Origin of the sequence: Paenibacillus sp. HW567 (assembly GCF_000374185.1) — a bacterium.
Lineage (GTDB): Bacteria > Bacillota > Bacilli > Paenibacillales > Paenibacillaceae > Paenibacillus_AQ.
This window is the reverse complement of sequence record NZ_KB910518.1, coordinates 46,129-67,850: the sequence shown is the minus strand read 5'-3', so window position 1 is coordinate 67,850 and position 21,722 is coordinate 46,129. Positions and strand designations below refer to the sequence as shown.

The 21,722-nt window shown below is 48.6% G+C and carries 28 protein-coding genes, 1 tRNA gene, 1 rRNA gene and 2 other annotated features; of the genes, 2 read left to right on the top strand and 28 right to left on the bottom strand.

The window, feature by feature from the left end:
* Positions 1 to 77 (bottom strand) — a sequence feature (23S ribosomal RNA rRNA prediction is too short).
* Between the two features lie 170 nt (positions 78 to 247).
* Positions 248 to 804: a sequence feature (23S ribosomal RNA rRNA prediction is too short), on the bottom strand.
* A 253-nt stretch (positions 805 to 1,057) separates the two neighbouring features.
* The 4 genes from B212_RS0100415 to B212_RS0100400 form a co-directional block, all read right to left on the bottom strand.
* Positions 1,058 to 1,133 (bottom strand) — tRNA-Ala (locus tag B212_RS0100415).
* 99 nt (positions 1,134 to 1,232) lie between these two features.
* Positions 1,233 to 2,783 (bottom strand): 16S ribosomal RNA (locus tag B212_RS0100410).
* 325 nt (positions 2,784 to 3,108) lie between these two features.
* Complete coding sequence (locus B212_RS0100405; protein ID WP_019908273.1) at positions 3,109 to 3,339, bottom strand: hypothetical protein; 231 nt, start codon at positions 3,337 to 3,339, stop codon at positions 3,109 to 3,111.
* Between the two features lie 242 nt (positions 3,340 to 3,581).
* Positions 3,582 to 4,190: a stage II sporulation protein M gene (locus B212_RS0100400; protein WP_019908271.1), complete on the bottom strand. Its 609-nt coding sequence runs from the start codon at positions 4,188 to 4,190 to the stop codon at positions 3,582 to 3,584.
* Positions 4,191 to 4,301: 111 nt separating this feature from the next.
* Here B212_RS0100400 and pdaB point away from each other — a divergent pair, with 111 nt between their 5' ends.
* Positions 4,302 to 5,105 (top strand): polysaccharide deacetylase family sporulation protein PdaB, encoded by an 804-nt coding sequence (pdaB, locus tag B212_RS0100395; protein ID WP_019908270.1) that lies wholly within the window; start codon positions 4,302 to 4,304, stop codon positions 5,103 to 5,105.
* A gap of 28 nt (positions 5,106 to 5,133) precedes the next feature.
* Here pdaB and B212_RS0100390 read toward each other — a convergent pair whose 3' ends face one another.
* Both B212_RS0100390 and B212_RS35155 read right to left on the bottom strand, forming a co-directional pair.
* A complete protein-coding gene (locus B212_RS0100390) occupies positions 5,134 to 5,955 on the bottom strand; it encodes a PPK2 family polyphosphate kinase (RefSeq protein ID WP_019908269.1) in 822 nt (273 codons plus the stop codon).
* Positions 5,956 to 6,091: 136 nt separating this feature from the next.
* Positions 6,092 to 6,316, bottom strand: coding sequence for a KinB-signaling pathway activation protein (locus B212_RS35155; RefSeq protein ID WP_442950106.1), 225 nt, complete (start codon positions 6,314 to 6,316; stop codon positions 6,092 to 6,094).
* 471 nt (positions 6,317 to 6,787) lie between these two features.
* Here B212_RS35155 and gerD point away from each other — a divergent pair, with 471 nt between their 5' ends.
* Entirely contained in the window at positions 6,788 to 7,459 is a 672-nt protein-coding gene (gene gerD, locus B212_RS0100375; protein ID WP_019908264.1) for a spore germination lipoprotein GerD, read from the top strand.
* 58 nt (positions 7,460 to 7,517) lie between these two features.
* Here the strand turns inward: gerD and B212_RS0100370 are convergent, their stop codons facing one another.
* The 22 genes from B212_RS0100370 to rplF all read right to left on the bottom strand — a co-directional run bounded on the left by B212_RS0100370 (position 7,518) and on the right by rplF (position 21,722).
* Entirely contained in the window at positions 7,518 to 8,630 is a 1,113-nt protein-coding gene (locus B212_RS0100370; RefSeq protein WP_019908262.1) for an Mrp/NBP35 family ATP-binding protein, read from the bottom strand.
* Positions 8,631 to 8,729: 99 nt separating this feature from the next.
* On the bottom strand, positions 8,730 to 9,476 hold the full coding sequence (gene cwlD, locus B212_RS0100365; RefSeq protein WP_019908261.1) for an N-acetylmuramoyl-L-alanine amidase CwlD: 747 nt from the start codon (positions 9,474 to 9,476) through the stop codon (positions 8,730 to 8,732).
* Between the two features lie 72 nt (positions 9,477 to 9,548).
* On the bottom strand, positions 9,549 to 10,721 hold the full coding sequence (gene sat / locus B212_RS0100360; RefSeq protein ID WP_019908260.1) for a sulfate adenylyltransferase: 1,173 nt from the start codon (positions 10,719 to 10,721) through the stop codon (positions 9,549 to 9,551).
* 36 nt (positions 10,722 to 10,757) lie between these two features.
* A complete protein-coding gene (locus B212_RS0100355) occupies positions 10,758 to 11,450 on the bottom strand; it encodes a phosphoadenylyl-sulfate reductase (RefSeq protein WP_019908259.1) in 693 nt (230 codons plus the stop codon).
* A 203-nt stretch (positions 11,451 to 11,653) separates the two neighbouring features.
* A complete protein-coding gene (rpsI, locus tag B212_RS0100350; protein ID WP_019908258.1) occupies positions 11,654 to 12,046 on the bottom strand; it encodes a 30S ribosomal protein S9 in 393 nt (130 codons plus the stop codon).
* A gap of 20 nt (positions 12,047 to 12,066) precedes the next feature.
* Positions 12,067 to 12,504, bottom strand: coding sequence for a 50S ribosomal protein L13 (gene rplM / locus B212_RS0100345; RefSeq protein ID WP_019908257.1), 438 nt, complete (start codon positions 12,502 to 12,504; stop codon positions 12,067 to 12,069).
* 233 nt (positions 12,505 to 12,737) lie between these two features.
* Positions 12,738 to 13,517, bottom strand: a complete 780-nt coding sequence (gene truA, locus B212_RS0100340; protein ID WP_019908256.1) for a tRNA pseudouridine(38-40) synthase TruA — start codon at positions 13,515 to 13,517, stop codon at positions 12,738 to 12,740.
* A 222-nt stretch (positions 13,518 to 13,739) separates the two neighbouring features.
* Positions 13,740 to 14,105 (bottom strand): 50S ribosomal protein L17, encoded by a 366-nt coding sequence (rplQ, locus tag B212_RS0100335; RefSeq protein ID WP_019908254.1) that lies wholly within the window; start codon positions 14,103 to 14,105, stop codon positions 13,740 to 13,742.
* A 34-nt stretch (positions 14,106 to 14,139) separates the two neighbouring features.
* Entirely contained in the window at positions 14,140 to 15,084 is a 945-nt protein-coding gene (locus B212_RS0100330; RefSeq protein ID WP_019908253.1) for a DNA-directed RNA polymerase subunit alpha, read from the bottom strand.
* A 131-nt stretch (positions 15,085 to 15,215) separates the two neighbouring features.
* On the bottom strand, positions 15,216 to 15,611 hold the full coding sequence (gene rpsK, locus B212_RS0100325; RefSeq protein WP_019908251.1) for a 30S ribosomal protein S11: 396 nt from the start codon (positions 15,609 to 15,611) through the stop codon (positions 15,216 to 15,218).
* A 19-nt stretch (positions 15,612 to 15,630) separates the two neighbouring features.
* Positions 15,631 to 15,999 carry a 30S ribosomal protein S13 gene (gene rpsM, locus B212_RS0100320; RefSeq protein WP_019908250.1) on the bottom strand — a complete coding sequence of 123 codons (369 nt, stop codon included), beginning with the start codon at positions 15,997 to 15,999 and terminating at the stop codon, positions 15,631 to 15,633.
* Positions 16,000 to 16,018: 19 nt separating this feature from the next.
* Positions 16,019 to 16,132 carry a 50S ribosomal protein L36 gene (rpmJ, locus tag B212_RS0100315; RefSeq protein ID WP_003322638.1) on the bottom strand — a complete coding sequence of 38 codons (114 nt, stop codon included), beginning with the start codon at positions 16,130 to 16,132 and terminating at the stop codon, positions 16,019 to 16,021.
* A 53-nt stretch (positions 16,133 to 16,185) separates the two neighbouring features.
* Positions 16,186 to 16,401, bottom strand: coding sequence for a translation initiation factor IF-1 (gene infA / locus B212_RS0100310; RefSeq protein ID WP_018753971.1), 216 nt, complete (start codon positions 16,399 to 16,401; stop codon positions 16,186 to 16,188).
* Positions 16,402 to 16,403: 2 nt separating this feature from the next.
* A complete protein-coding gene (locus tag B212_RS0100305) occupies positions 16,404 to 16,712 on the bottom strand; it encodes a KOW domain-containing RNA-binding protein (RefSeq protein WP_019908249.1) in 309 nt (102 codons plus the stop codon).
* An 11-nt stretch (positions 16,713 to 16,723) separates the two neighbouring features.
* Complete coding sequence (gene map, locus B212_RS0100300; protein WP_028530520.1) at positions 16,724 to 17,476, bottom strand: type I methionyl aminopeptidase; 753 nt, start codon at positions 17,474 to 17,476, stop codon at positions 16,724 to 16,726.
* 4 nt (positions 17,477 to 17,480) lie between these two features.
* Positions 17,481 to 18,125 (bottom strand): adenylate kinase, encoded by a 645-nt coding sequence (locus tag B212_RS0100295; RefSeq protein ID WP_019908246.1) that lies wholly within the window; start codon positions 18,123 to 18,125, stop codon positions 17,481 to 17,483.
* Between the two features lie 98 nt (positions 18,126 to 18,223).
* Entirely contained in the window at positions 18,224 to 19,522 is a 1,299-nt protein-coding gene (gene secY, locus B212_RS0100290; protein ID WP_019908245.1) for a preprotein translocase subunit SecY, read from the bottom strand.
* Entirely contained in the window at positions 19,522 to 19,962 is a 441-nt protein-coding gene (gene rplO / locus B212_RS0100285; RefSeq protein ID WP_019908244.1) for a 50S ribosomal protein L15, read from the bottom strand. The genes secY and rplO overlap by 1 nt, the downstream gene beginning before the upstream one ends.
* Before the next feature lie 40 nt (positions 19,963 to 20,002).
* Complete coding sequence (rpmD, locus tag B212_RS0100280) at positions 20,003 to 20,188, bottom strand: 50S ribosomal protein L30 (protein ID WP_019908243.1); 186 nt, start codon at positions 20,186 to 20,188, stop codon at positions 20,003 to 20,005.
* Between the two features lie 14 nt (positions 20,189 to 20,202).
* Entirely contained in the window at positions 20,203 to 20,700 is a 498-nt protein-coding gene (rpsE, locus tag B212_RS0100275) for a 30S ribosomal protein S5 (protein WP_019908242.1), read from the bottom strand.
* Positions 20,701 to 20,726: 26 nt separating this feature from the next.
* Entirely contained in the window at positions 20,727 to 21,095 is a 369-nt protein-coding gene (gene rplR, locus B212_RS0100270) for a 50S ribosomal protein L18 (RefSeq protein ID WP_019908241.1), read from the bottom strand.
* A gap of 84 nt (positions 21,096 to 21,179) precedes the next feature.
* Entirely contained in the window at positions 21,180 to 21,722 is a 543-nt protein-coding gene (gene rplF / locus B212_RS0100265) for a 50S ribosomal protein L6 (protein WP_019908240.1), read from the bottom strand.

The following is a 21,722-nucleotide window of genomic DNA, read 5'->3' as shown; positions in this document are numbered from 1 at the left end:
CCACCTCATCCCCGTACTTTTCAACGTACGTGGGTTCGGGCCTCCAGTGCGTGTTACCGCACCTTCACCCTGGACAGGGGTAGATCACACGGTTTCGGGTCTACGTCCACATACTCAGTCGCCCTATTCAGACTCGCTTTCGCTGCGGCTCCGGCTTCTCACCTTAACCTTGCATGTTAAACGTAACTCGCCGGTTCATTCTACAAAAGGCACGCCATCACCCCTAAACAGGGCTCTGACTTTTTGTAAGCACACGGTTTCAGGTTCTATTTCACTCCCCTTCCGGGGTGCTTTTCACCTTTCCCTCACGGTACTGTTTCACTATCGGTCGCCAGGTAGTATTTAGCCTTGACAGATGGTCCTGCCGGATTCATACGGGGTTTCACGTGCCCCGCACTACTCGGGATGCGTCTCGGAGGGAATACAGTTTAGGTTACAGGGCTTTTACCTCTATCGCGGGCCTTTCCAGACCTCTTCACCTACCATCTTCCTTTGTAACTCCATGTGAGACGTCCCACAACCCCAAGGGGCAAGCCCCTTGGTTTAGGCTGTTCCGCGTTCGCTCGCCGCTACTGACGGAATCACTATTGTTTTCTCTTCCTCAGGGTACTTAGATGTTTCAGTTCCCCTGGTCTGCCTCTACACACCCTATGTATTCAGATGCGAGTAACTGCGAATTACCACAGTTGGGTTTCCCCATTCGGACACCCCCGGATCAAAGCTTGCTTACAGCTCCCCGAGGCAGTTTCGTTGTTCGCCACGTCCTTCGTCGGCTCCTGGCGCCTAGGCATCCTCCGTGTGCTCTTAGTAGCTTAACCAACGTTCCGGTGTTTCGCTTGTTCGCTCATCTTGTTCTGAATGGCGCGCCCGGATGACTCCGTCCGCTAGATCATTCAAAGCCAAAGGTCGCTTCACAATCGAAAACCTTCACTTCGCATCGCTATTAAATCTTCACTTGTGTTAACACAAGTTCAGCTTAAAGGAATGTTCTAAAACGCATTTTCGTTTCGGTATCCAGTTTTCAAGGATCAAGGCACAACAAAAAGATGAAGTTTGTTGGTGGAGCCAAGCGGGATCGAACCGCTGACCTCCTGCTTGCAAGGCAGGCGCTCTCCCAGCTGAGCTATGGCCCCGCAAATTCCATCAAAACCGAACAAATGGATACGCGTTAAGTATCCGGAAGACAAGCTTCCAATATGAATGTTCTCATCGCAGAGAACGATTCTCCATAGAAAGGAGGTGATCCAGCCGCACCTTCCGATACGGCTACCTTGTTACGACTTCACCCCAATCATCTACCCCACCTTCGGCGGCTGGCCCCCTTGCGGGTTACCCCACCGACTTCGGGTGTTGTAAACTCTCGTGGTGTGACGGGCGGTGTGTACAAGACCCGGGAACGTATTCACCGCGGCATGCTGATCCGCGATTACTAGCAATTCCGACTTCATGCAGGCGAGTTGCAGCCTGCAATCCGAACTGAGACCGGCTTTGCTGGGATTTGCTCCACCTCGCGGCTTCGCTTCCCGTTGTACCGGCCATTGTAGTACGTGTGTAGCCCAGGTCATAAGGGGCATGATGATTTGACGTCATCCCCACCTTCCTCCGGTTTGTCACCGGCAGTCACTCTAGAGTGCCCAGCCTTACCTGCTGGCAACTAAAGTCAAGGGTTGCGCTCGTTGCGGGACTTAACCCAACATCTCACGACACGAGCTGACGACAACCATGCACCACCTGTCTCAACTTTCCCCGAAGGGCACCTGATGCATCTCTGCTTCGTTAGTTGGATGTCAAGACCTGGTAAGGTTCTTCGCGTTGCTTCGAATTAAACCACATACTCCACTGCTTGTGCGGGTCCCCGTCAATTCCTTTGAGTTTCAGTCTTGCGACCGTACTCCCCAGGCGGAGTGCTTACTGTGTTAACTTCGGCACCAAGGGTATCGAAACCCCTAACACCTAGCACTCATCGTTTACGGCGTGGACTACCAGGGTATCTAATCCTGTTTGCTCCCCACGCTTTCGCGCCTCAGCGTCAGTTACAGCCCAGAAAGTCGCCTTCGCCACTGGTGTTCCTCCACATCTCTACGCATTTCACCGCTACACGTGGAATTCCACTTTCCTCTTCTGTACTCAAGCCATCCAGTTTCCAGTGCGACCCCAGGTTGAGCCCAAGGTTTAAACACCAGACTTAAANAGCCGCCTGCGCGCGCTTTACGCCCAATAATTCCGGACAACGCTTGCCCCCTACGTATTACCGCGGCTGCTGGCACGTAGTTAGCCGGGGCTTTCTTCTCAGGTACCGTCACTCCGNTAGCAGTTACTCTACCGGACGTTCTTCCCTGGCAACAGAGCTTTACGATCCGAAAACCTTCATCACTCACGCGGCGTTGCTCCGTCAGGCTTTCGCCCATTGCGGAAGATTCCCTACTGCTGCCTCCCGTAGGAGTCTGGGCCGTGTCTCAGTCCCAGTGTGGCCGTTCACCCTCTCAGGTCGGCTACGCATCGTCGCCTTGGTGGGCCGTTACCCCACCAACTAGCTAATGCGCCGCAGGCCCATCCTCTAGTAGCAGATNNCTCCGCCTTTCATCCTTCCTTCAGGAGAAGAAAGGAATTATCCGGTATTAGCTACCGTTTCCGGTAGTTATCCCAGTCTACAGGGTAGGTTGCCTACGTGTTACTCACCCGTCCGCCGCTAAGCTTACCCCGAAGGATAAGCTCCGCTCGACTTGCATGTATTAGGCACGCCGCCAGCGTTCGTCCTGAGCCAGGATCAAACTCTCCAAATTGGTATTTAGAAAGAGCGATTCGCTCATTTTGAAACATCTGACGAGAATTTGCATTCTCATTTTTGGACTTCACTTTCGTAAAATCCGACTCACTCGTTGTTCAGTTTTCAAAGATCAAGTTCTCGTTTTTCTTTGTCATCGCTTGTCAGCGGCGACCTTTATAATATATCACAGCGTCGGTGCATTTGGCAAGTTATTTTTTGAAAAAAGTTTTTTTCAACTCTTCTTGCCTTCAGCAGCTCTCCAAAACATTGAAAAGGAGCGCGAGATATAATGTATCACAGCGACTCCCTTTTAGTCAACCTATTTAATTAAATTCAATTGCTTAGTGTTTGAACTGCGAATAGCGTCCTCCCCATGCGTACTTGGAAAGCTCCTTCTGAGGTGCGAAACGTGCGTACATACGGAATACCGTTTTATATCGGTTGGCGATGGCGTGCCTGATATTTTGGTCCAAGCGTTGATCACTTAAATCAAGGAGCATTTCATCAAGTTCTTTACGCAAAACATAGTCCAGCTCCTTGCACTCCTTCTCGTTGAACAACATTCCCAACATATGCTTGGCCTCCTTCATTAAATTGAAAATAAACAAGGTCCTCAAATGCCGCCGCAATAGAAGATAGTCTATTTGATGGGGAAAGCTGTGTGCATATCCACTTACACTAGATTAACCGGAGCACGGTATCTGTAACCATAATTATAAAAAACTCTTTACAGTCTGGTCCGAGGTCATACGCAAACTCGCCTTACAATCCCTGAAACTGGCGGCTTTACTGTTATGCTCATTTCTCTGTTTTTTTATGATAAAAGAGAAAATGTAATTGTGCTTTCGATGACCGCCGCTATGAGCAGAAGAATCACTGTCCAGATGGATGCTCTCAACGTTTGGCGCATGAAGGCCGGCCACTCCCCGACTCTTTGCTCTCTTGTTGCAGCGGAGCTGAAGAGATCTTTGAGGACCTTCAAGCCAAACTGCAGACCAAATGCGCAGGCAATGATGATTGCCGGGATTTCAATAATTCCATGCGGCAGCAGCCCCTTCACGATAAGTTCGAATAAATCCAGCCCCTGCAGCGCCGACGCATGAATCAGATAGCCGATTACTGCACCATTAATCAACAAGAACAACGCAGGCAATACGCCAAATAAAGCGCCAAGAAAAATAATGAGGACACCTTTAATGCTGTTGTTCAAAAATATAAATTGAAAAAAGCTCCACTGCGGATGTGCGGATTCTTTGAGGCTGCCGCTGATTTTACTTAATCCCTCGAGCTGCCCGGACAGCAGCTTTTGCAGACTGCCGGTGCCAATCCAGCCGATCACCCCTCCCGCCACAAATAAGATAAGAGCGAGCAGTAAAGCTTTGCGTATCGTGGTTAAATCTTTAGCGAAAGCATAGAAAGACAAGATAAAAACCTCCTAAAAATAGGGTTGGACATATATAAGGTCATAAGCGCCCTGTCCCAGCATACATTTAGAACAAACAAGCATTTCGCATGGGAGAGGAGCGCTGTCATTATGAATTCTTTTTATGTATTCAGCGGCAAAAAGATAAAACGGTTCATCTATATCTTTGCCGCCGCGCTTCTTGCCGCCGGTGTCATCTATGTCGAGAGGGGCAACATTACCGTTTTTTCCGAAACGGCCCCTTCCGCCATTTACAGTGTGCCGACGGAGAAGAAGCTCATCGCTTTAACGTTTGATATTAGCTGGGGAGAAAAAAGGCCCGGACCGATTCTGAAGGTGCTCGAAGACAAAAAAGTCGATAAGGCAACGTTTTTTCTGTCTTCTCCCTGGAGCAAAACGCACCCGGAAATCGTTACGAGCATTAAAGATGCAGGGTACGAAATCGGCAGTCATGGGCACAAGCATGTGAACTATAGTACGCTCAGCAATGAGGAAATCCGCAACCAGATCTCAACTGCGCATACCGTGCTGACCGAGTTAACCGGCAAAGAGCCGAAATTGATTCGCATGCCTAATGGCGATTTTGACAAAAGGGTCCTGCAGGTCGCAACCGATCTGGGCTACAAGGTAATCCAATGGGATACTGACTCGCTGGATTGGAAAAATATCGGTGTTGATAACATCGTAAACCGCGTGACAAGCAAAGCGCATCCCGGTGATATTGTGCTTTTGCATGCCAGCGATTCCTGTAAGCAGACTCATGAAGCACTTCCGATTATTATTGACAAATTGCGCAGCCAGGGGTACGAATTCGTCACTGTATCCGAGCTGATCAGCCAAAGCAGCGCCGAAGGCAAAGAGGTCCGGGATTCCGCTTCCCTGAATGAGAGCCTGGAGGATGCTGCAGGAATGTAACAACCCCTCCAGACCGTAAAAGGAGCATTTAATAGCGTGGTGAAATAAGCTTCGAAATGTCAGGTGTAGGGGTATCCAGTTTCGGATAGCTGAGATCAAGACCCTCAAGCGTCTTTACAACAATGGCGAGAGCCAGGTAATTACGGTACCAGCGATGATTGGCCGGAATCCAGTACCAAGGCGCGTTCTCAATGCTGGTCTCCCTGAAAACATCTTCATACGCAGCTTGATAGTCATCCCAGTATTCCCGTTCCTGCAAATCGCTTGCATCAAATTTCCAGTGCTTGGTCGGGTCCTGCAAGCGTTCCTGTATCTTTTCGAGCTGCTTTTTCTTGGAGATATGCAAAAAAAGCTTGACGATCGTAGTTCCTTCTTCCGCCAGCATTTCTTCAAATTCACGGATATAGCGGAAGCGGCGCTTTAGCTCTTCTTTTTTCAAGCTGCCATGCACACGGGGCACCAGGACATCCTCATAGTGCGACCGGTTAAAAGCGGCAATGTAGCCCTTCGGCGGTGTTTTCATGTGAACTCTCCACAGGAAATCATGGGCTTCTTCTTCCAAGGAAGGCTTCTTGAAGCTGGTCACCATAAATCCTTGAGGATTGATGCCGGAAAAAATATGTTTGACCGTGCCATCCTTGCCGCTGGAGTCCATGCCTTGAAGAATAACCAGCAGCGAGTGCTTCTTCTGGGCGAAAAGAATATCCTGCAGCTCGGCAAGACGTTCCTTAAGTTTGACCATTTTGGCTTCCGCTTCTTCCTTGGATTCAAAGTCGCCGCTATCCTCGGGATCGAGCTTTTTCAGGACTGTTTCGCTTGTGTCTTTTATCATATAACGCTTGATGTTCATATATTCCCCTCCTGTTGGGATTGCTTCCGGATTTGCAGGCTGTTCTTAAAGATTAACCTCCCGCTTCTGGTTTTAACCATAAAATTGAGGTAAAACCCCGTCTTCTGTTCCACCAGAGGAGCGGGGTTTTTCATTGTCAAGCTGATGCAGGCTCCATAATACGGTGCAGCATCAAAATCTGGAATGCATTGCAAGCAATAAGCGGAATCACAATAAATACGGTGGCACTGTCCACCCCAATTCGGAGGACGCCTATAATTTCTGCTATGGTGATGGCTGTCAGAAAGAAAAATGTCGGAATCCAGGCTGAGACATTCGTGCTGCGCACTTTGAAGTAAGCTACGATAATGGCGGTAAGCAAAATCCCAATGCCCAGAAGCAAATCGGAAATTACGTTTCTGCCGCTCCCTACAAAGGAACGCAGGAAAATAGTTCAAGCAGGGCGAGGACGGAAAGCACCACTTGTATGTATTGCCAGATTTTCCGCTGAAAACACCTGTTCTCATGTGATTTAGAATTAAATAAACGAAAAATCCAAGCAAACACCCACCAGTATACTGTAGCCTAAAAGAATCAGAGATCGGCTGTGCTTTTGAATTCAATCTGCCCATTTGCTGTCTGCAGCGCCAGGCCAGCCAATCGCGGCCCCTCCCGCCCCGATCAAAAGCGTGGTCCAAAATAAATAAACCATTTTCTTAAATTCAGCCATGTCACCTCCCCGTGTCATATTTATTTTACCAAGCTTACCGTTAAAAAACCATTGTACTACAACATAAATGCCCTCCCGTGCGGCATACTACATTCAGGAATCCTATAAAGGAGGGCAGCGCCAATGAAATGGAGGACTTTGTGGACCGGAATCCTGGTGCTCTGCATGACTACGGCTTTAACAGCCTGCGGAGGCGAACAGAGCAGCTCCTCTTCCGGACAAGTCAGCTATAAGGAAATGAAGACCATGGTAGTAGATATATTAAAGAGTGACGAAGGAAAAAAGGCGGTTGAGGAGGCTTTACAGTCTCCCGGTTCAAGCTCTGGAGGAAGCAGTTCAAGCGGAATCAGCATGAAAATGATGCCAATGCAAACCGCAGAGCAAATCCGCGTCGCTGTAAAGAATACCATCACTGCACCAGAGTACCAGAAAGAAATCGAAAAAATCATGACCGACCCGCAATTCGCCGGAGACTTCGCAAAGGCCATCAATTCGCAGAGTAAAGAGCTGCATCTTCAACTGATCAAGGACCCGGCTTATCAGAAGTCTGTTGAGGAAATTATGAAATCCCCGGAAATGATGAAAATGTTCCTTGATCTTACAAAAACATCCGATTACCGCAAGCAATCAATGACGATTATGCAGGAAGCGATGCAAAACCCTTTATTTCGGATGGAAGTGCTCGATCTCCTGAAGACTGTGGTGCAGGATGAGCTTCAACCAAAGGTTCAGAAAAAAGGGGGAGGAAAAGGGGGAGGCAGTCAGAAGCAAAGCGGCGATGATTCAGGCTCCTAATGAGCCATAAACTCCAAAAAAGAGGCCAATCCGTTGAAGGAAAGGCCTCTTTGGAGCTTTATTCCTGCTCATATTTAGCGATCAGCTTATCAGCAATCTCAGCGAACAGCTTGGCGGTTCCCGTCTCAGCCTTATATACCGAGGGCGAGAAATCCGGCTCGGAAATGTGGTTGTCCGGAGCGCCAAGGGGGACTTGCGCCAGCAGATCGGTATGCAGTGTCTCCGCCAATCTTGCTCCGCCGCCGCGGCCGAAGATGTAGTCTTTTTTCCCGCATGAGGAGCATTCATAATAAGCCATATTCTCGATAACTCCCAGAATCTCATGATCCGTTTGCAAAGCCATTGAGCCCGCTCTTGCGGCCACAAAGGCTGCTGTTGCATGCGGGGTGGTCACTATGATCTCTTTGCTGTGCGGCAGCATCTGATGTACATCCAGTGCCACATCACCGGTTCCCGGGGGCAGATCAAGCAGCAGATAATCCAACTCTCCCCAGCCGACATCGCTGAAGAATTGGCGCAGCATTTTGCCAAGCATCGGCCCTCTCCAGATCACAGGGCTATTCTCACGGATAAAGAAGCCCATAGACATAACTTTCACTCCGAACCGTTCTACTGGTATAATAGTCCCCTCTTCAACAATAGGGCCTTCTTCGATTCCCATCATATCCGGAATGCTGAAGCCATAGATGTCGGCATCAATAAGCCCGACCTTTTTGCCCTTCCTTGCCAGCGCCACTGCCAAATTTACTGTTACTGTCGATTTGCCCACACCGCCTTTACCGCTGGCAATTGCGATGAAGTTCACACCCGAGTTCTCACTGATCAGCTCGTGCCCCTCAAGGCCCACTGCGTGTCCCTTTAGCTTCTCCCCTTGTTCTGCCTGCGGCTCGTCCTCTGTGCTCTCTCCGCGAAGGATAGCGCGTTCATAGTCGGTGGCATCCCGCAGCCGGATGTGGATATCATCCACTCCTCCTTCATTCAGCAAGACGCGCACCTTCTGCTCTAGCTCCATGCGGCTTGTCCCTTCTTTATCCAGACATACGATGGAAAGAGAAACCTTGTTTTCTTTGACCATGATATCCCGAATTAACTGCAAATCAATAAGGCTTTTTCCGGATTCCGGGTCTGCGAGCGGCTGCAATAGTTCCTGGATTTGTTCCCTGGTCAGCATGGAAAACACCTCTTTATCTTCTCCGGACGGGTAAGGTACCGGTATTTTTTTGTCTATTATAGCATTACAGGTACCCTTCCGCGAATGGGTTATCCTTACTCAAGGCTGCTCCGAAGCGTACCGCAGAATTCCACGGTAAATACTGGTGGCCACTTTCCGCTGATAGACATCATCTCCGAGCAGAGCCGATTCCTGAGGATGGGACAAGAACCCGACCTCCACAAGCGCAGCAGGGATTTTCAGCGCTTTTAGCAAATAAACGGTATTCACAGTTTTGGCAACGCGGTCGGTGTTCTCAAGTGTGGTTTTTAGCTCCCCCTGCACAAAACCTGCTAACGCTTTATTCCCCTCGTTGTTCGGGTAATAGAAGGTCTGCGCACCACTCCAGCGTCTTGAAGGCACACTATTCATATGAATGCTTATGAACAGGTCCGCCCGCTTCTCCTCAATGCTTCTTACCCTCATCTTCAAATCCTCCGTCTTACGTCTGGAATAGCTTTTCGTATCCCGCTGGGCCAGATCGTAATCCCCTTCACGGGTCATGACTACAATCGCGCCTGCTTGCTGTAAATAATCCCGCAGATATAAAGAAACCGACAGGTTAATGTCCTTCTCGATCAAGCCGCCCCGGCTGACCGCACCCCCGTCAGGACCTCCATGACCGGCATCAATGGCAATAACTTTGCCAGAGAGCGGCAAACTCCAATAATTCAATGTTTTGGCGGTTGGCACATCATAGGCGATAATGCCGATCATCACCGCCAGCAGAGCGGCGCCCAGTAAGCTTTTTTTGATGCTGCCCCACGAGATCCAGACCGAGACTTTACCTTGCTTTCGGCCAGACATAATAAAGACCCCCTCGTCCCGATAGATTCTACTCATCTATATGGGACAAGAGGGCCAAATAGTACTGGCTCTTTATTGGGCGGTGACTTCGGCAGACATACCTTCGATCAGAATCTCCGCTACCTCAGGACGCGTAAATTCAGGAGGAGGACACTTGCCGTCTCGCAGCAGCGCACGCACCTTCGTGCCGGACAATGTCAAATGCTGATCGCCCGGATGCGGACAGGTCTTGCTGGAAGCCATATTCCCGCATTTTATGCAGAAAAAGCTGTGTTCAAAAAATAATGGAGTAATTCCAAGCTCCTCGGCTGTAAAATTCGAGAATATCTCCTGTGCCTCGTAGGTTCCATAATAATCACCCACTCCCGCGTGATCACGGCCGACAATAAAATGCGTGCATCCGTAATTCTTCCGCACCATTGCATGGAATATCGCTTCTCTCGGGCCAGCGTAACGCATCGCCGCCGGGAATACACCCAGAAACGTACGATTTGCCGGATAATAATTCTCCAGCAACGCCAAATAGCTCTTCATCCGCACGTTGGCCGGAACATCATCGGATTTGGTCTCGCCGACCAAGGGATTGAGGAACAGCGCGTCCACAATCTCCATAGCACATTTCTGAATGTACTCATGCGCACGGTGGACCGGATTGCGTGTCTGAAAGCCTACGACGGTTCTCCAGCCTTTATCCGCGAAAATCCGCCGGGTCTCCGCCGGGTCAAAGTAAAACTCTCCGAATTTCTCCGGCTGCGGACGATTGAGTACTGTAATTGGTCCTCCGACACAGGTTGCCGGCCGGGCCAGCAATTTGCTCACCCCAGGGTGCGCAGGATCATTCGTTTTAAAGACATTGAGCGCTTCAAGCTGTTGATCTACGCTATAAATGCTCTCAATATCAAGCAGTCCATAAATAACTCCATCTTCCTCACCGATCAGCGATACTCTGTCACCTACAGCAAGACCCGAGACTACTTCGTCTTTCACGGCTAGTGTAACGGGAATGCTCCAAACCGTGCCATTCGAGAGGCGCATGCTTTTGACTACAGAGTGGTAATCTACTTCATTCATAAAGCCGGAAAGCGGAGAAAATGCCCCGACCCCGATTAGATCGAGATCCGATAATGTCCATGTATTCACAGCAATTGATTTATAGCCAGAAGCCTGCAGCAGGAGCTGTTCTCTCTCTGCACCCTCTGCTACGCGCTGAACCAGTGTTCCTCCATGAGGAAGTATTGAAGTCATCTATGCTCTCTCTCCTTCTGCTTGACGGATTATGTCTTATTTATGCAGTCCACACTCTGTTTTGTCCGATCCGGACCATCTGCCTGCACGCGGGTCTTCGCCCGGCATAACTGCCCGTGTGCATTGCTCACAGCCGATACTCGGGAAATTGCGGTCATGCAGCGGGTTGTACACTACATCATTCTCACGAATATAGTTCCACACATCCTCGGTGGTCCAACCGGCAATCGGATTAAATTTTACAAGGCCAAACTTATTATCATATTCGACTTTTTTGGCATTGGCGCGGGTTGGCGCCTGATCACGGCGGATTCCTGTAATCCAGGCTTCATATTGCGATAGAATCCGGGTAAGCGGCTCTACCTTGCGGATTGCGCAGCACTGATTGGGATCGGTGCTCCACAGTGCTTCACCGTACTGAACCGCCTGTTCCCCCGGGGTAATCTGCGGCGATACACGAACAAATTCCATACCGTATTTATCAGCCATCACATCTCTAGTCTCATAGGTTTCCTTGAAATGAAAATCGGTATCCAGATAGAAAACGTCAGTGGAAGGACTAACTTTCTGAAGCATATCGACAAGCACGACATCTTCGGCGCCAAAGCTGCAGGCAAAGGTAATATTAGGAAAAGTCTCAACAGCCCAGCGGATAATCTCCTCAGGTGATGCATTTTCCAATTCCTCAGCCTTAACTTTGATCAAATCCTCTTTCTCAAGCAGATTCATCTTCTTCTTCCTCCATCCTGGTATCTCTCATAGCCCATTAAAAATCCGTCAATTCCAACTAATCTTATATGGAATAGTATAAGGCTTTCAGAGCCGAAGTCAATGGGTTTTATCCATTTTGGAATAAAGTATTGCTGGCAGGTAAAACAAAAACCCCTGACCATAGAGGCCAGAGGCTTGATTTCCTTGCAATGCAAGGGATATTAACGTTTCGAGAACTGTGGAGCGCGACGAGCGGCTTTGAGGCCGTATTTCTTACGCTCTTTCATACGTGGGTCACGAGTCAGGAATCCGGCTTTCTTCAGTGGTCCACGGTACTCAGGATCAACTTTCAGAAGTGCACGGGAGATCCCGTGACGGATTGCGCCAGCTTGACCGGAAATACCGCCACCATGTGCAAGAACGATTACATCGTAGTTGCCCAGTGTTTCAGTCAGGTCCAAAGGTTGTCTAACGATCATCTTCAATGTTTCCACACCGAAATATTCGTCCATCTCGCGTTTGTTAATGACAATGCGTCCTTCACCCGGTACAAGGCGAACACGTGCTACCGAATGTTTACGACGACCTGTCCCATAGTATTGTACTTGTGCCATGAAACTGTCCTCCTCTATTCTTATCCGCGAAGTTCGTAAACTTCAGGTTTTTGTGCTGCATGTGGATGCTCGGCGCCTGCATATACTTTGAGTCTCAGCTTCATTTGATTGCCTTGGCGAGTCTTAGGAATCATGCCGTGTACGGCGGATTCAATGACACGTTCAGGTTTAGTCTTCAGCAGATCCTCAGCAACAGTAACTTTCAAGCCGCCTGGGTGCATCGAGTGACGGTAGTATTTCTTGTTTTGCAATTTCTTACCTGTCAAATGAATCTTCTCTGCGTTGATAACAATTACGAAATCTCCAGTATCAACGTGTGGAGTGAATTGCGGTTTGTGTTTGCCACGGATCAAAGCAGCGGCTTCGCTCGCCAAACGGCCAAGTGTCTTGCCTTCGGCATCAATAATATGCCAATTGCGTTCAACTTCGTTCGGCTTCGCCATATAGGTGGTACGCATGAAAGTTTCCTCCTTGTTCTCGTACGAAAATCATATGTTTCGTATATCTAATTTCTCATTGAATTACGATTATGTGAGTTAAAAAAAGCTTGTTTGTTGGCATTTTCTTGATCGGGGCTGTGGGATAGCCATCAAGAAAACACAACTTTTATATTACAGCATAATCGCGGCTAGCGCAAGTGATTTCTAATATTAAAGGCATATTTTTTCTTGATAAAAAAGATGCCCAGCGATTAGCTTTCCACCTTGTCATATTCTACGCTCCATAGCGCCAACCCATTTGCCACCGCTGTGGGGCCCGCTGCCGCACGGTCGCATGCTGCCAGTATACCTGCAACTGCTTCCGCACGAATCTTGCCTTCGCCCACGTGAATTAGCGTGCCCATAATAATGCGGACCATATGCTGCAGAAAGCCGCTGCCTGTAATATAAGTATGAATAACGCCCTGGTCTCCAGACCCGCTGCGGCACATACTGCGGTCAATCTCCATATGCGCCTCAAAAATCGTCCGGACATGGGATGCCTTCGTGGACTTCCTAGATGCAAACGATGTGAAGTCATAGGTCCCCACAATATGAGCCAATCCCTGCTCCATAGCTGAAAGATCGAGCTTCACCGGATGATGATGCTGCCAGCGCCGCTGGAACGGGTCTGGAAACCGATTGCCGTTGATTGTATACCGGTAGGTCTTACGCTTCGCTCCTCTGCGGGAGTGGAAGGAAAGAGGAACCTCAGTTGCCTCAGTAACCACGATATCCTGCGGCAGCCGGGCATTCAGGGCCAGACACCAGCGTTGCGTTGGAATTTGCGAAGAGGTTACGAAGTTAAAAGGTTGACCATAAGCATGAACTCCTGCATCTGTGCGGCCTGAGGCTGTAATCTTGATCCTCTCCCCGGTAAGATGAAGAATAGCTTGCTCCAAATGGTCCTGAATCGTATTGCCCTGAGGTTGGGTCTGAAAGCCATCATAATTAGTGCCATCATAATTGACCTTCATCAATAGATTGCGCATTACGTTCTTCCTTTCAATCGAATTCCAATCTGCACATTCCAGAGGTTCTCAAAAAAAAAGAGCCCCGGCGGGAGCTCCTTCTACTCTATACAAGGTGATTCCCGCGGTAATTGTGCTGCAGGGCCTTAATGCCCCTGCAGCACAATAACGTTCATACATCTCTGCACATACTGCTTACAGTATATGCGTAAAGGGTACATCCGGAAATCATGGCTTGTGATACTACGCGCGGTCTACCAGTTCAAGATAAACCATAGGCGCAGCGTCGCCACGGCGAGGTCCCAGCTTCAGGATACGAGTGTATCCGCCTGGACGCTCTGTGTAACGAGGAGCAATATCAGAGAACAATTTTTGGATAGCGTCTTGTTCACCGTCTACAGTCTCACGACGGACAAATGCTGCTACTTGACGACGAGCATGAAGATCGCCTTTTTTCGCTTTAGTAATCAGCTTTTCAGCGATGGAACGAACTTCCTTCGCTTTAGCTTCCGTTGTCTGGATACGCTCATAAAGAAACAGATCCGTTACCATGTCGCGAAACAACGCTTTGCGCGCACTGGAATCACGGCCCAATTTTTGGTAAGCCATTTGTTTTCCCTCCTTTACTCAAGCAATCTGTCAGCTATTCTTCTGTACGGAGTCCTAAACCAAGTTCCTCGAGCTTTTCTTGTACTTCTTCCAAAGATTTGCGGCCCAGGTTACGAACCTTCATCATATCTTCTTCAGTTTTTGTAGTCAGCTCTTGTACGGTATTAATACCGGCACGTTTGAGGCAATTGTAAGAACGTACAGAAAGATCAAGCTCTTCGATTGTCATCTCAAGCACTTTTTCTTTTTTGTCTTCTTCTTTTTCCACCATAATTTCGGCGTCTTTCGCTTCATCCGTAAGTCCTACGAACAAAACGAGGTGCTCGTTCAAAATTTTGGCTCCGAGGCTAACAGCCTCTTCCGGTCTGATACTGCCATCCGTCCAAATTTCCATCGTCAGCTTGTCGTAGTTGGTCACTTGACCGACACGAGTGTTGTCGATGCCGTAATTCACACGGGAGATAGGCGTATAGATGGAATCCACCGGAATAACGCCGATGGGCTGATCCTCGCGTTTGTTGCGGTCCGCTTGGACATAACCGCGGCCACGGCCTGCAAAAATACGCATGTGAAGTCTCGCGCCAGGTCCCAGCGTTGCAATATGAAGATCCGGGTTCAGGATCTCAACATCGCTGTCCGCACGGATATCACCTGCGGTAACGATGCCTTCACCTTCAGCATCAATCTCGAACACTTTCTCTTCGTCTGAATGAATCTTCAAGGAAAGAGCTTTAAGGTTCAGAATGATCTCCGTCACATCTTCCATTACGCCAGGAACGGTCGAGAACTCATGCAGAACGCCGTCAATTTGGACCGAAGTCACTGCGGCTCCCGGAAGGGAGGAAAGCAAGATCCGGCGAAGCGAGTTCCCCAGAGTCGTGCCATATCCACGTTCCAGCGGTTCAACTACGAATTTCCCATAGGTTCCTTCATCATTGGCTTCTACGGTCTCAATCTTCGGCTTTTCGATTTCTATCACGAGTGTACCCCTCCTTCAAACGTCGCTCCTATATGAAACTGTCACCCCATCAGGTGTATCATGTAGTATGCCTAAACACCTATTATTAGCAGATGCGTCAGAATTATACCACAATCACAATTCTGATTTCACTATACGCGGCGACGTTTCGGCGGACGGCATCCATTGTGAGGAACCGGAGTTACGTCTTTAATGAGGTTTACTTCAAGGCCTGCGGCCTGAAGGGAACGGATGGCTGCTTCGCGGCCCGCGCCCGGTCCTTTAACCATAACTTCAACGGACTTCATGCCGTGTTCCATAGCTGCTTTGGCTGCAGATTCGGCTGCCATTTGCGCTGCAAATGGAGTCGATTTACGGGAACCTTTAAATCCTTGACCGCCGGAGCTTGCCCAGGAAATTGCATTTCCGTGAGGATCCGTGATCGTAACGATAGTGTTGTTGAACGTGGAACGGATGTGTGCCACGCCACTCTCGATATTTTTACGGTCGCGACGTTTGGTACGTACGACTTTTTTCGGTTTAGCCATTGTCTCTTTTCACCCCTTCTTATTTCTTTTTGTTTGCTACCGTACGACGCGGGCCTTTCCGGGTACGGGCATTCGTTTTGGTACGTTGACCGCGAACAGGCAATCCACGACGATGACGAACACCGCGGTAGCAGCCGATCTCAGTAAGACGTTTAATATTCAAGGAAATTTCACGACGCAGGTCACCTTCAACCTTAACCGATTTGTCGATCATTTCACGCAGTTTGCTGACTTCATCTTCCGTCAAATCACGGACACGTGTGTTAACGTTAATGCCTGTTTCATTAAGAATTTTCTGGGAAGTCGTTTTACCGATTCCGAAAATATAAGTCAAGGCGATCTCAACGCGTTTATCACGTGGCAAATCCACTCCAGCTATACGAGCCATTTTACGCTACACCCCCTTCTTAACCTTGTTTTTGTTTGTGTTTCGGATTTTCGCAAATTACCATAACAGTCCCTTTGCGGCGGATGACTTTGCATTTTTCGCAAATGGGCTTTACAGAAGGTCTTACCTTCATGTTAATTACCTCCTCAAAGTTTTGCGAAGCAAAACTTTTGTTGTAGTTCCCATCTATTTTCGGTAAGTTATACGGCCTTTAGACAAATCATAAGGCGATAACTGCACGACCACTTTGTCTCCGGTTAGGATACGGATAAAGTGCATCCGCAATTTCCCGGACACATGGGCAAGTATTTGATGACCGTTCTCAAGCTCAACCTTAAATGTTGCATTCGGCAACGGCTCAATGACCGTACCTTCCACTTCAATGACATCTTCTTTAGCCACAGTTAGTCTCCTTTCTCACTTGCACTTTTTCCGGCTGACGCACCGTACTTCATAACTGCAAACCGCAGCTTTCCGTTCGTTACCCGGCCGGTTTCTTCCAAACTGTTCACAATCTCACTGCTGATGAATGGTATGAGCTCCAGATGTCCGATATTCTTCTTCTTGGGCCCATCAAACTTACGTTTGTCTCCATCGGCAATGTATACAAATCTGCTATCAACAACTGCGATAACAACGGCAGCCTCTCCGGCATCTTTGCCTTTGAGAATTCTCACTAATTGACCAATCTGCGGGCTGCTCCCAGTATTCACGTGAAGATCACCTACGCATTCAGTTTTGTGAAAATTTCCATGCCTTCCGGCGTTACAGCTACTGTATGCTCAAAATGAGCGCACAGTGAGCCGTCTACCGTGACGACCGTCCAGTTATCTTCCAGCGTTCTGACATATCTGTCCCCTGCGTTCACCATCGGCTCAATCGCGAGTACCATACCCGGTTTCAGACGTGGTCCGCGGTCCGCTATGCCATAATTCGGAATTTGCGGTTCTTCATGCAGTTCTGCCCCAATGCCATGACCAACATACTCGCGAACGACGGAGAATCCGGCATCCTCGATGTACTGCTGAATTGCATGGGAGATTGTAAACAAGCGCACATCCGGCTTGACTAACGCCAGTCCTGCGTATAAGGAGCCTTCCGTGATATCCAGCAGACGCTGAGCCTCTTCGGAAATGCTGCCCACCCCGTAGGTCCAGGCGGAATCACCGTGATAACCGCGGTACTCTGCACCGATATCCAGCGTAACAATATCGCCTTCAACCAGTTTTCGCTTACCCGGAAATCCATGCACCAATTGTTCGTTGACTGAAGCGCAAATGCTGGCAGGAAAACCGTTGTAACCTTTGAAAGACGGCACAGCACCTTGACTGCGAATGTATTGATCGGCAATTCTGTCGAGCTCCCCCGTCGTAATGCCGGGCTGGATAGCCTCAGCAATCAGACGGTGACTCTCGGCAACTATTCGACCAGCTTCCCTCATAAAGGCAAGTTCCTGTTCGGATTTACAAATGATCATTACATTAACCTCGCAGCATAGATACGATTTCGGAAGAAACGACATTGATTTCGTTTTCCCCGTTCACCTGACGCAAAAGACCTTTATTGTCATAAAACGCAAGCAACGGCGCTGTCTTGTTGTCATACTCATCCAGACGCTTGCCTACACTTTCTTCGTTGTCATCCGGACGTTGATACAATTCACCGCCATCAATATCGCAAATGCCTTCTTGCTTCGGCGGGTTGAAAATCAAATGGTAGGATGTACCGCAAACTTTACAGATCCGGCGTCCGGTAAGACGCGCCATCAGTAGTCCACGGTCCACATTCAAGTTGATTACATGATCCAAGGAACGATTTAGACGGCTAAGAATATCTTCCAGCGCTTCCGCTTGCGAAAGGGTTCTTGGAAAACCATCCAATAAGAAACCTTTTTCGCAATCGGACTGCTGCAGCCGTTCTTCAACGATTCCAATAGTCACATCATCAGGTACAAGCAAGCCTTGGTCGATATAAGATTTGGCCTTAAGTCCAACCGGCGTACCTTGCTTGATTGCCAAGCGAAAAGCATCACCAGTCGAAATATGAGGAATATCCAGTTCTTTCACAACTACCGCTGCTTGTGTTCCCTTGCCTGCCCCAGGAGGGCCCATGAATAAAATGTTCACGATTTCTCTTCTCCCCCCAAAAGTTCGCCACCAAGCAAGAAACAGCACAATAGGTGCCGGGAAGTCTGTGATTCTTATGCTTCGCCGGAACCTATCGCCTATTTATTGATGAAGCCTTTGTAATGGCGTTTGATCAATTGGCTCTCGATCTGCTTCATCGTATCCAGTGCTACACCGATAACGATCAGCAGTGAGGTACCACCAATCTTCACGGAACGGGGCAGACCGGACAAGTTCCCAAAGAATACCGGCAGGACAGAAATCAGAGCCAGGAAGATCGCACCTGACATAGTCAGACGGGACATTACCCGAGTCAAGTATTTCTCTGTCGCTTTACCTGGACGAATGCCTGGAATGTAGCCGCCGTTCTTCTTCATATTGTCAGCCATTTGCTGCGGATTCATCTGGACGAACGTATAGAAGAACGTGAATCCGATGATCATGATCACGTAGAGGACCATACCGAGCGGCTTATCATAGTAAAGATTAGCAGTGACCCATTTAGCCCATTCATGACTTGCCCAGAAGCTGGAGATTACAATTGGAAATTGAAGCAGTGATACGGCGAAGATAACCGGAATTACACCTGCCGCATTGATTTTAAGCGGAATGTGCGTATTCTGTCCACCGTACATTTTGTTACCGACCACTCGCTTAGCGTATTGCACAGGAATTTTACGGATACCTTGTTGTACGAAGATAACCCCTGTAATAATCGCTATAATAACGATCAGTACAATAACGACTTTAAGAATATTCAGGAACACCTGATCCGGCTGAATAAAGCTTGATTGCGCCGTAGTCGTGATATATCCCGGGATGGCGGCGACGATTCCCGCAAAAATCAGGATCGAAATCCCGTTTCCTATTCCCTTTTCTGTGATCTGCTCACCAAGCCACATCAAGAACGATGTACCTGCAGTCAGTATGATCGCAATCAGCAGGTAATCCGCAAAGGTTGCATTTGGAATCATCTCAGTGCCATAAATCCGGTTAAACCCGATTGAAGTGGCAAACGCTTGAATCAGACCGAGCACGACCGTGCCGTACCGGGTGATTTGCGCCAGTTGCTTTTTCCCGTGCTCCCCTTGTTTGGCCCATTCGGCAAACTTAGGGATAACATCCATTGAGAGCAATTGCACAATGATGGATGCCGTAATGTACGGGTAAATACTAATCGCAAATATTGAGAAGTTTTTGAGCGCTCCGCCCGAGAAGGTGTTCAAAAGACCCATCAAAGCGTCACCGCTTTGATTTGTTGATTCCAGCACTGCTTTGTTCACACCGGGAACCGGTACAAACGAACCGATGCGGTAAATGATCAGAACGAACAGGGTAAACAGGATCTTTTTGCGCAAATCTTCAACATGCCATATATTCTTAAGCGTCTTGAACATTAGATCACCTCGGTTTTACCGCCGGCAGCCTCGATTTTCTCTACCGCAGATTGAGAGAACTTATTTGCTTGTACAGTCAATTTAACGGCCAGTTCACCATTACCGAGAATCTTGATGCCGCTTTTGGAATTCTTGACAACACCAGTTTCGAGCAACAACTGTGGAGTCACTTCAGTTCCTTCAGCAAAGCTGTTCAGATCTTCAAGGTTCACAATCGCATACTCTTTACGGGTAGGATTGATGAAACCACGTTTAGGCAGACGACGATAGAGTGGGTTTTGTCCACCCTCGAAGCCTGGACGAACACCGCCGCCGGAACGGGAGTTTTGCCCTTTATGACCGCGGCCGGAAGTTTTACCGTTCCCGCTACTAGGACCACGACCCACGCGGTTGCGTTCTTTACGTGATCCAGGAGCTGGAGCAAGTTCATGTAACTTCATCGTTTGCACCTCCTTATATTTGTTAATTTATGCGAGGCGTTTAGCCTTCAATTTCAGTAACAGACAATAGATGGCTCACTTTGTTGATCATCCCGCGAATTGCAGGAGTGTCATTGTGAACCACGGACGAATTGGTTTTACGCAGGCCGAGCGTCTTAACAGTAACACGTTGTGTTTCTGGACGTCCAATTACGCTGCGTACGAGGGTGATTTGCAATTTTGCCATTGACGTTCCCCTCCTTAACCGCGCAATTCTTCGACAGATTTGCCACGAAGTTTCGCGACCTCTTCAATGCGTTTCAGACGGGAAAGACCCTCCAAAGTTGCATTGACCATGTTCATGGAATTCGAAGAACCCAGAGATTTTGTCAAGATGTCGCCAACGCCTGCCAATTCCAATACCGCACGAACAGGACCGCCGGCAATAACGCCAGTACCTTCCGATGCTGGTTTCAGCAGCACGCGTCCTGCGCCGAAATGTCCAGTAACGAGATGGGGAATCGAAGTTCCTACGATTGGAATGTGAATCAGGTTTTTCTTGGCGTCTTCAATGCCTTTACGGATGGCATCCGGAACTTCACCAGCTTTACCGATACCTGCACCGACATAGCCGTTGCCGTCGCCCACAACAACAAGTGCACTAAAGCTGAAACGGCGTCCGCCTTTTACAACTTTTGCTACACGGTTAATGTGTACAACTCTTTCTGTCAGCTCTAAACTGTTCGGATCTATACGCAAGTCGTTAACCTCCTTTTAGAAATATTCTAGAATTCAAGACCAGCTTCGCGAGCTGCATTAGCCAAAGCTTGAATCCGTCCATGATAAAGGTATCCTCCGCGGTCAAATACAACCACAGCATAACCTTTTGCTTTAGCGCGCTCTGCGATCAATTGACCCACTTTGCTTGCAGCTTCAACGCTGCCGCCATTTCCGATTGTAGCGCTCAGATCTTTGTCCAATGTGGAGGCAGCTACGATAGTAACGCCTGTCACGTCATCAATCAATTGAGCGTAGATGTGTTTCGAAGAACGGAACACATTCAAACGTGGACGCTCAGTGGTACCCTGAATTTTCTTACGAACACGCAGGTGTCTTTTGAGACGAGCCTTGTTTTTATCCTCTTTTGTAATCATGACTTCCCTTTCACTCCCTTCAGTTTGCCGTAAACAGCTTCACTTTAAGATGCACGGGGTATCTTACGAAGAAAAGCAAGCCGATTATTTCTTCTTACCGGCTTTACCTTCCTTACGGATGATACGCTCGCCTTCATATTTGATACCTTTACCTTTGTATGGCTCAGGTTCGCGTACGGAACGGATTTTTGCAGCATATGCGCCTACGCGTTCTTTGTCGATACCTTTAACGATGATTTTCGTGTTCGCAGGAACCTCGAACTCGATGCCCGCTTCCGGTGTAATTTCAACCGGGTGGGAGTAACCAACGTTCAGAACGATTTTATCTCCGGATTTGCTTGCACGATATCCGACCCCAACCAGTTCCAGAGATTTCGAGAAACCTTCAGTCACACCGCTAACCATGTTGCTGACAACGGAGCGGGTTGTGCCGTGAAGTGAACGATGCAATTTGTTATCCGATGGGCGAACAACGGTGATTTCGTTATTTTCAACTGTAACCTTCATGTCTTTATGAAGCTCACGAGTCAAAGTGCCTTTAGGACCTTTTACTGTAATAACGGTGTTGTCCAAAGTGACATCTACACCGCTAGGTACTGCGATTGGTTTGCGACCAATACGAGACAT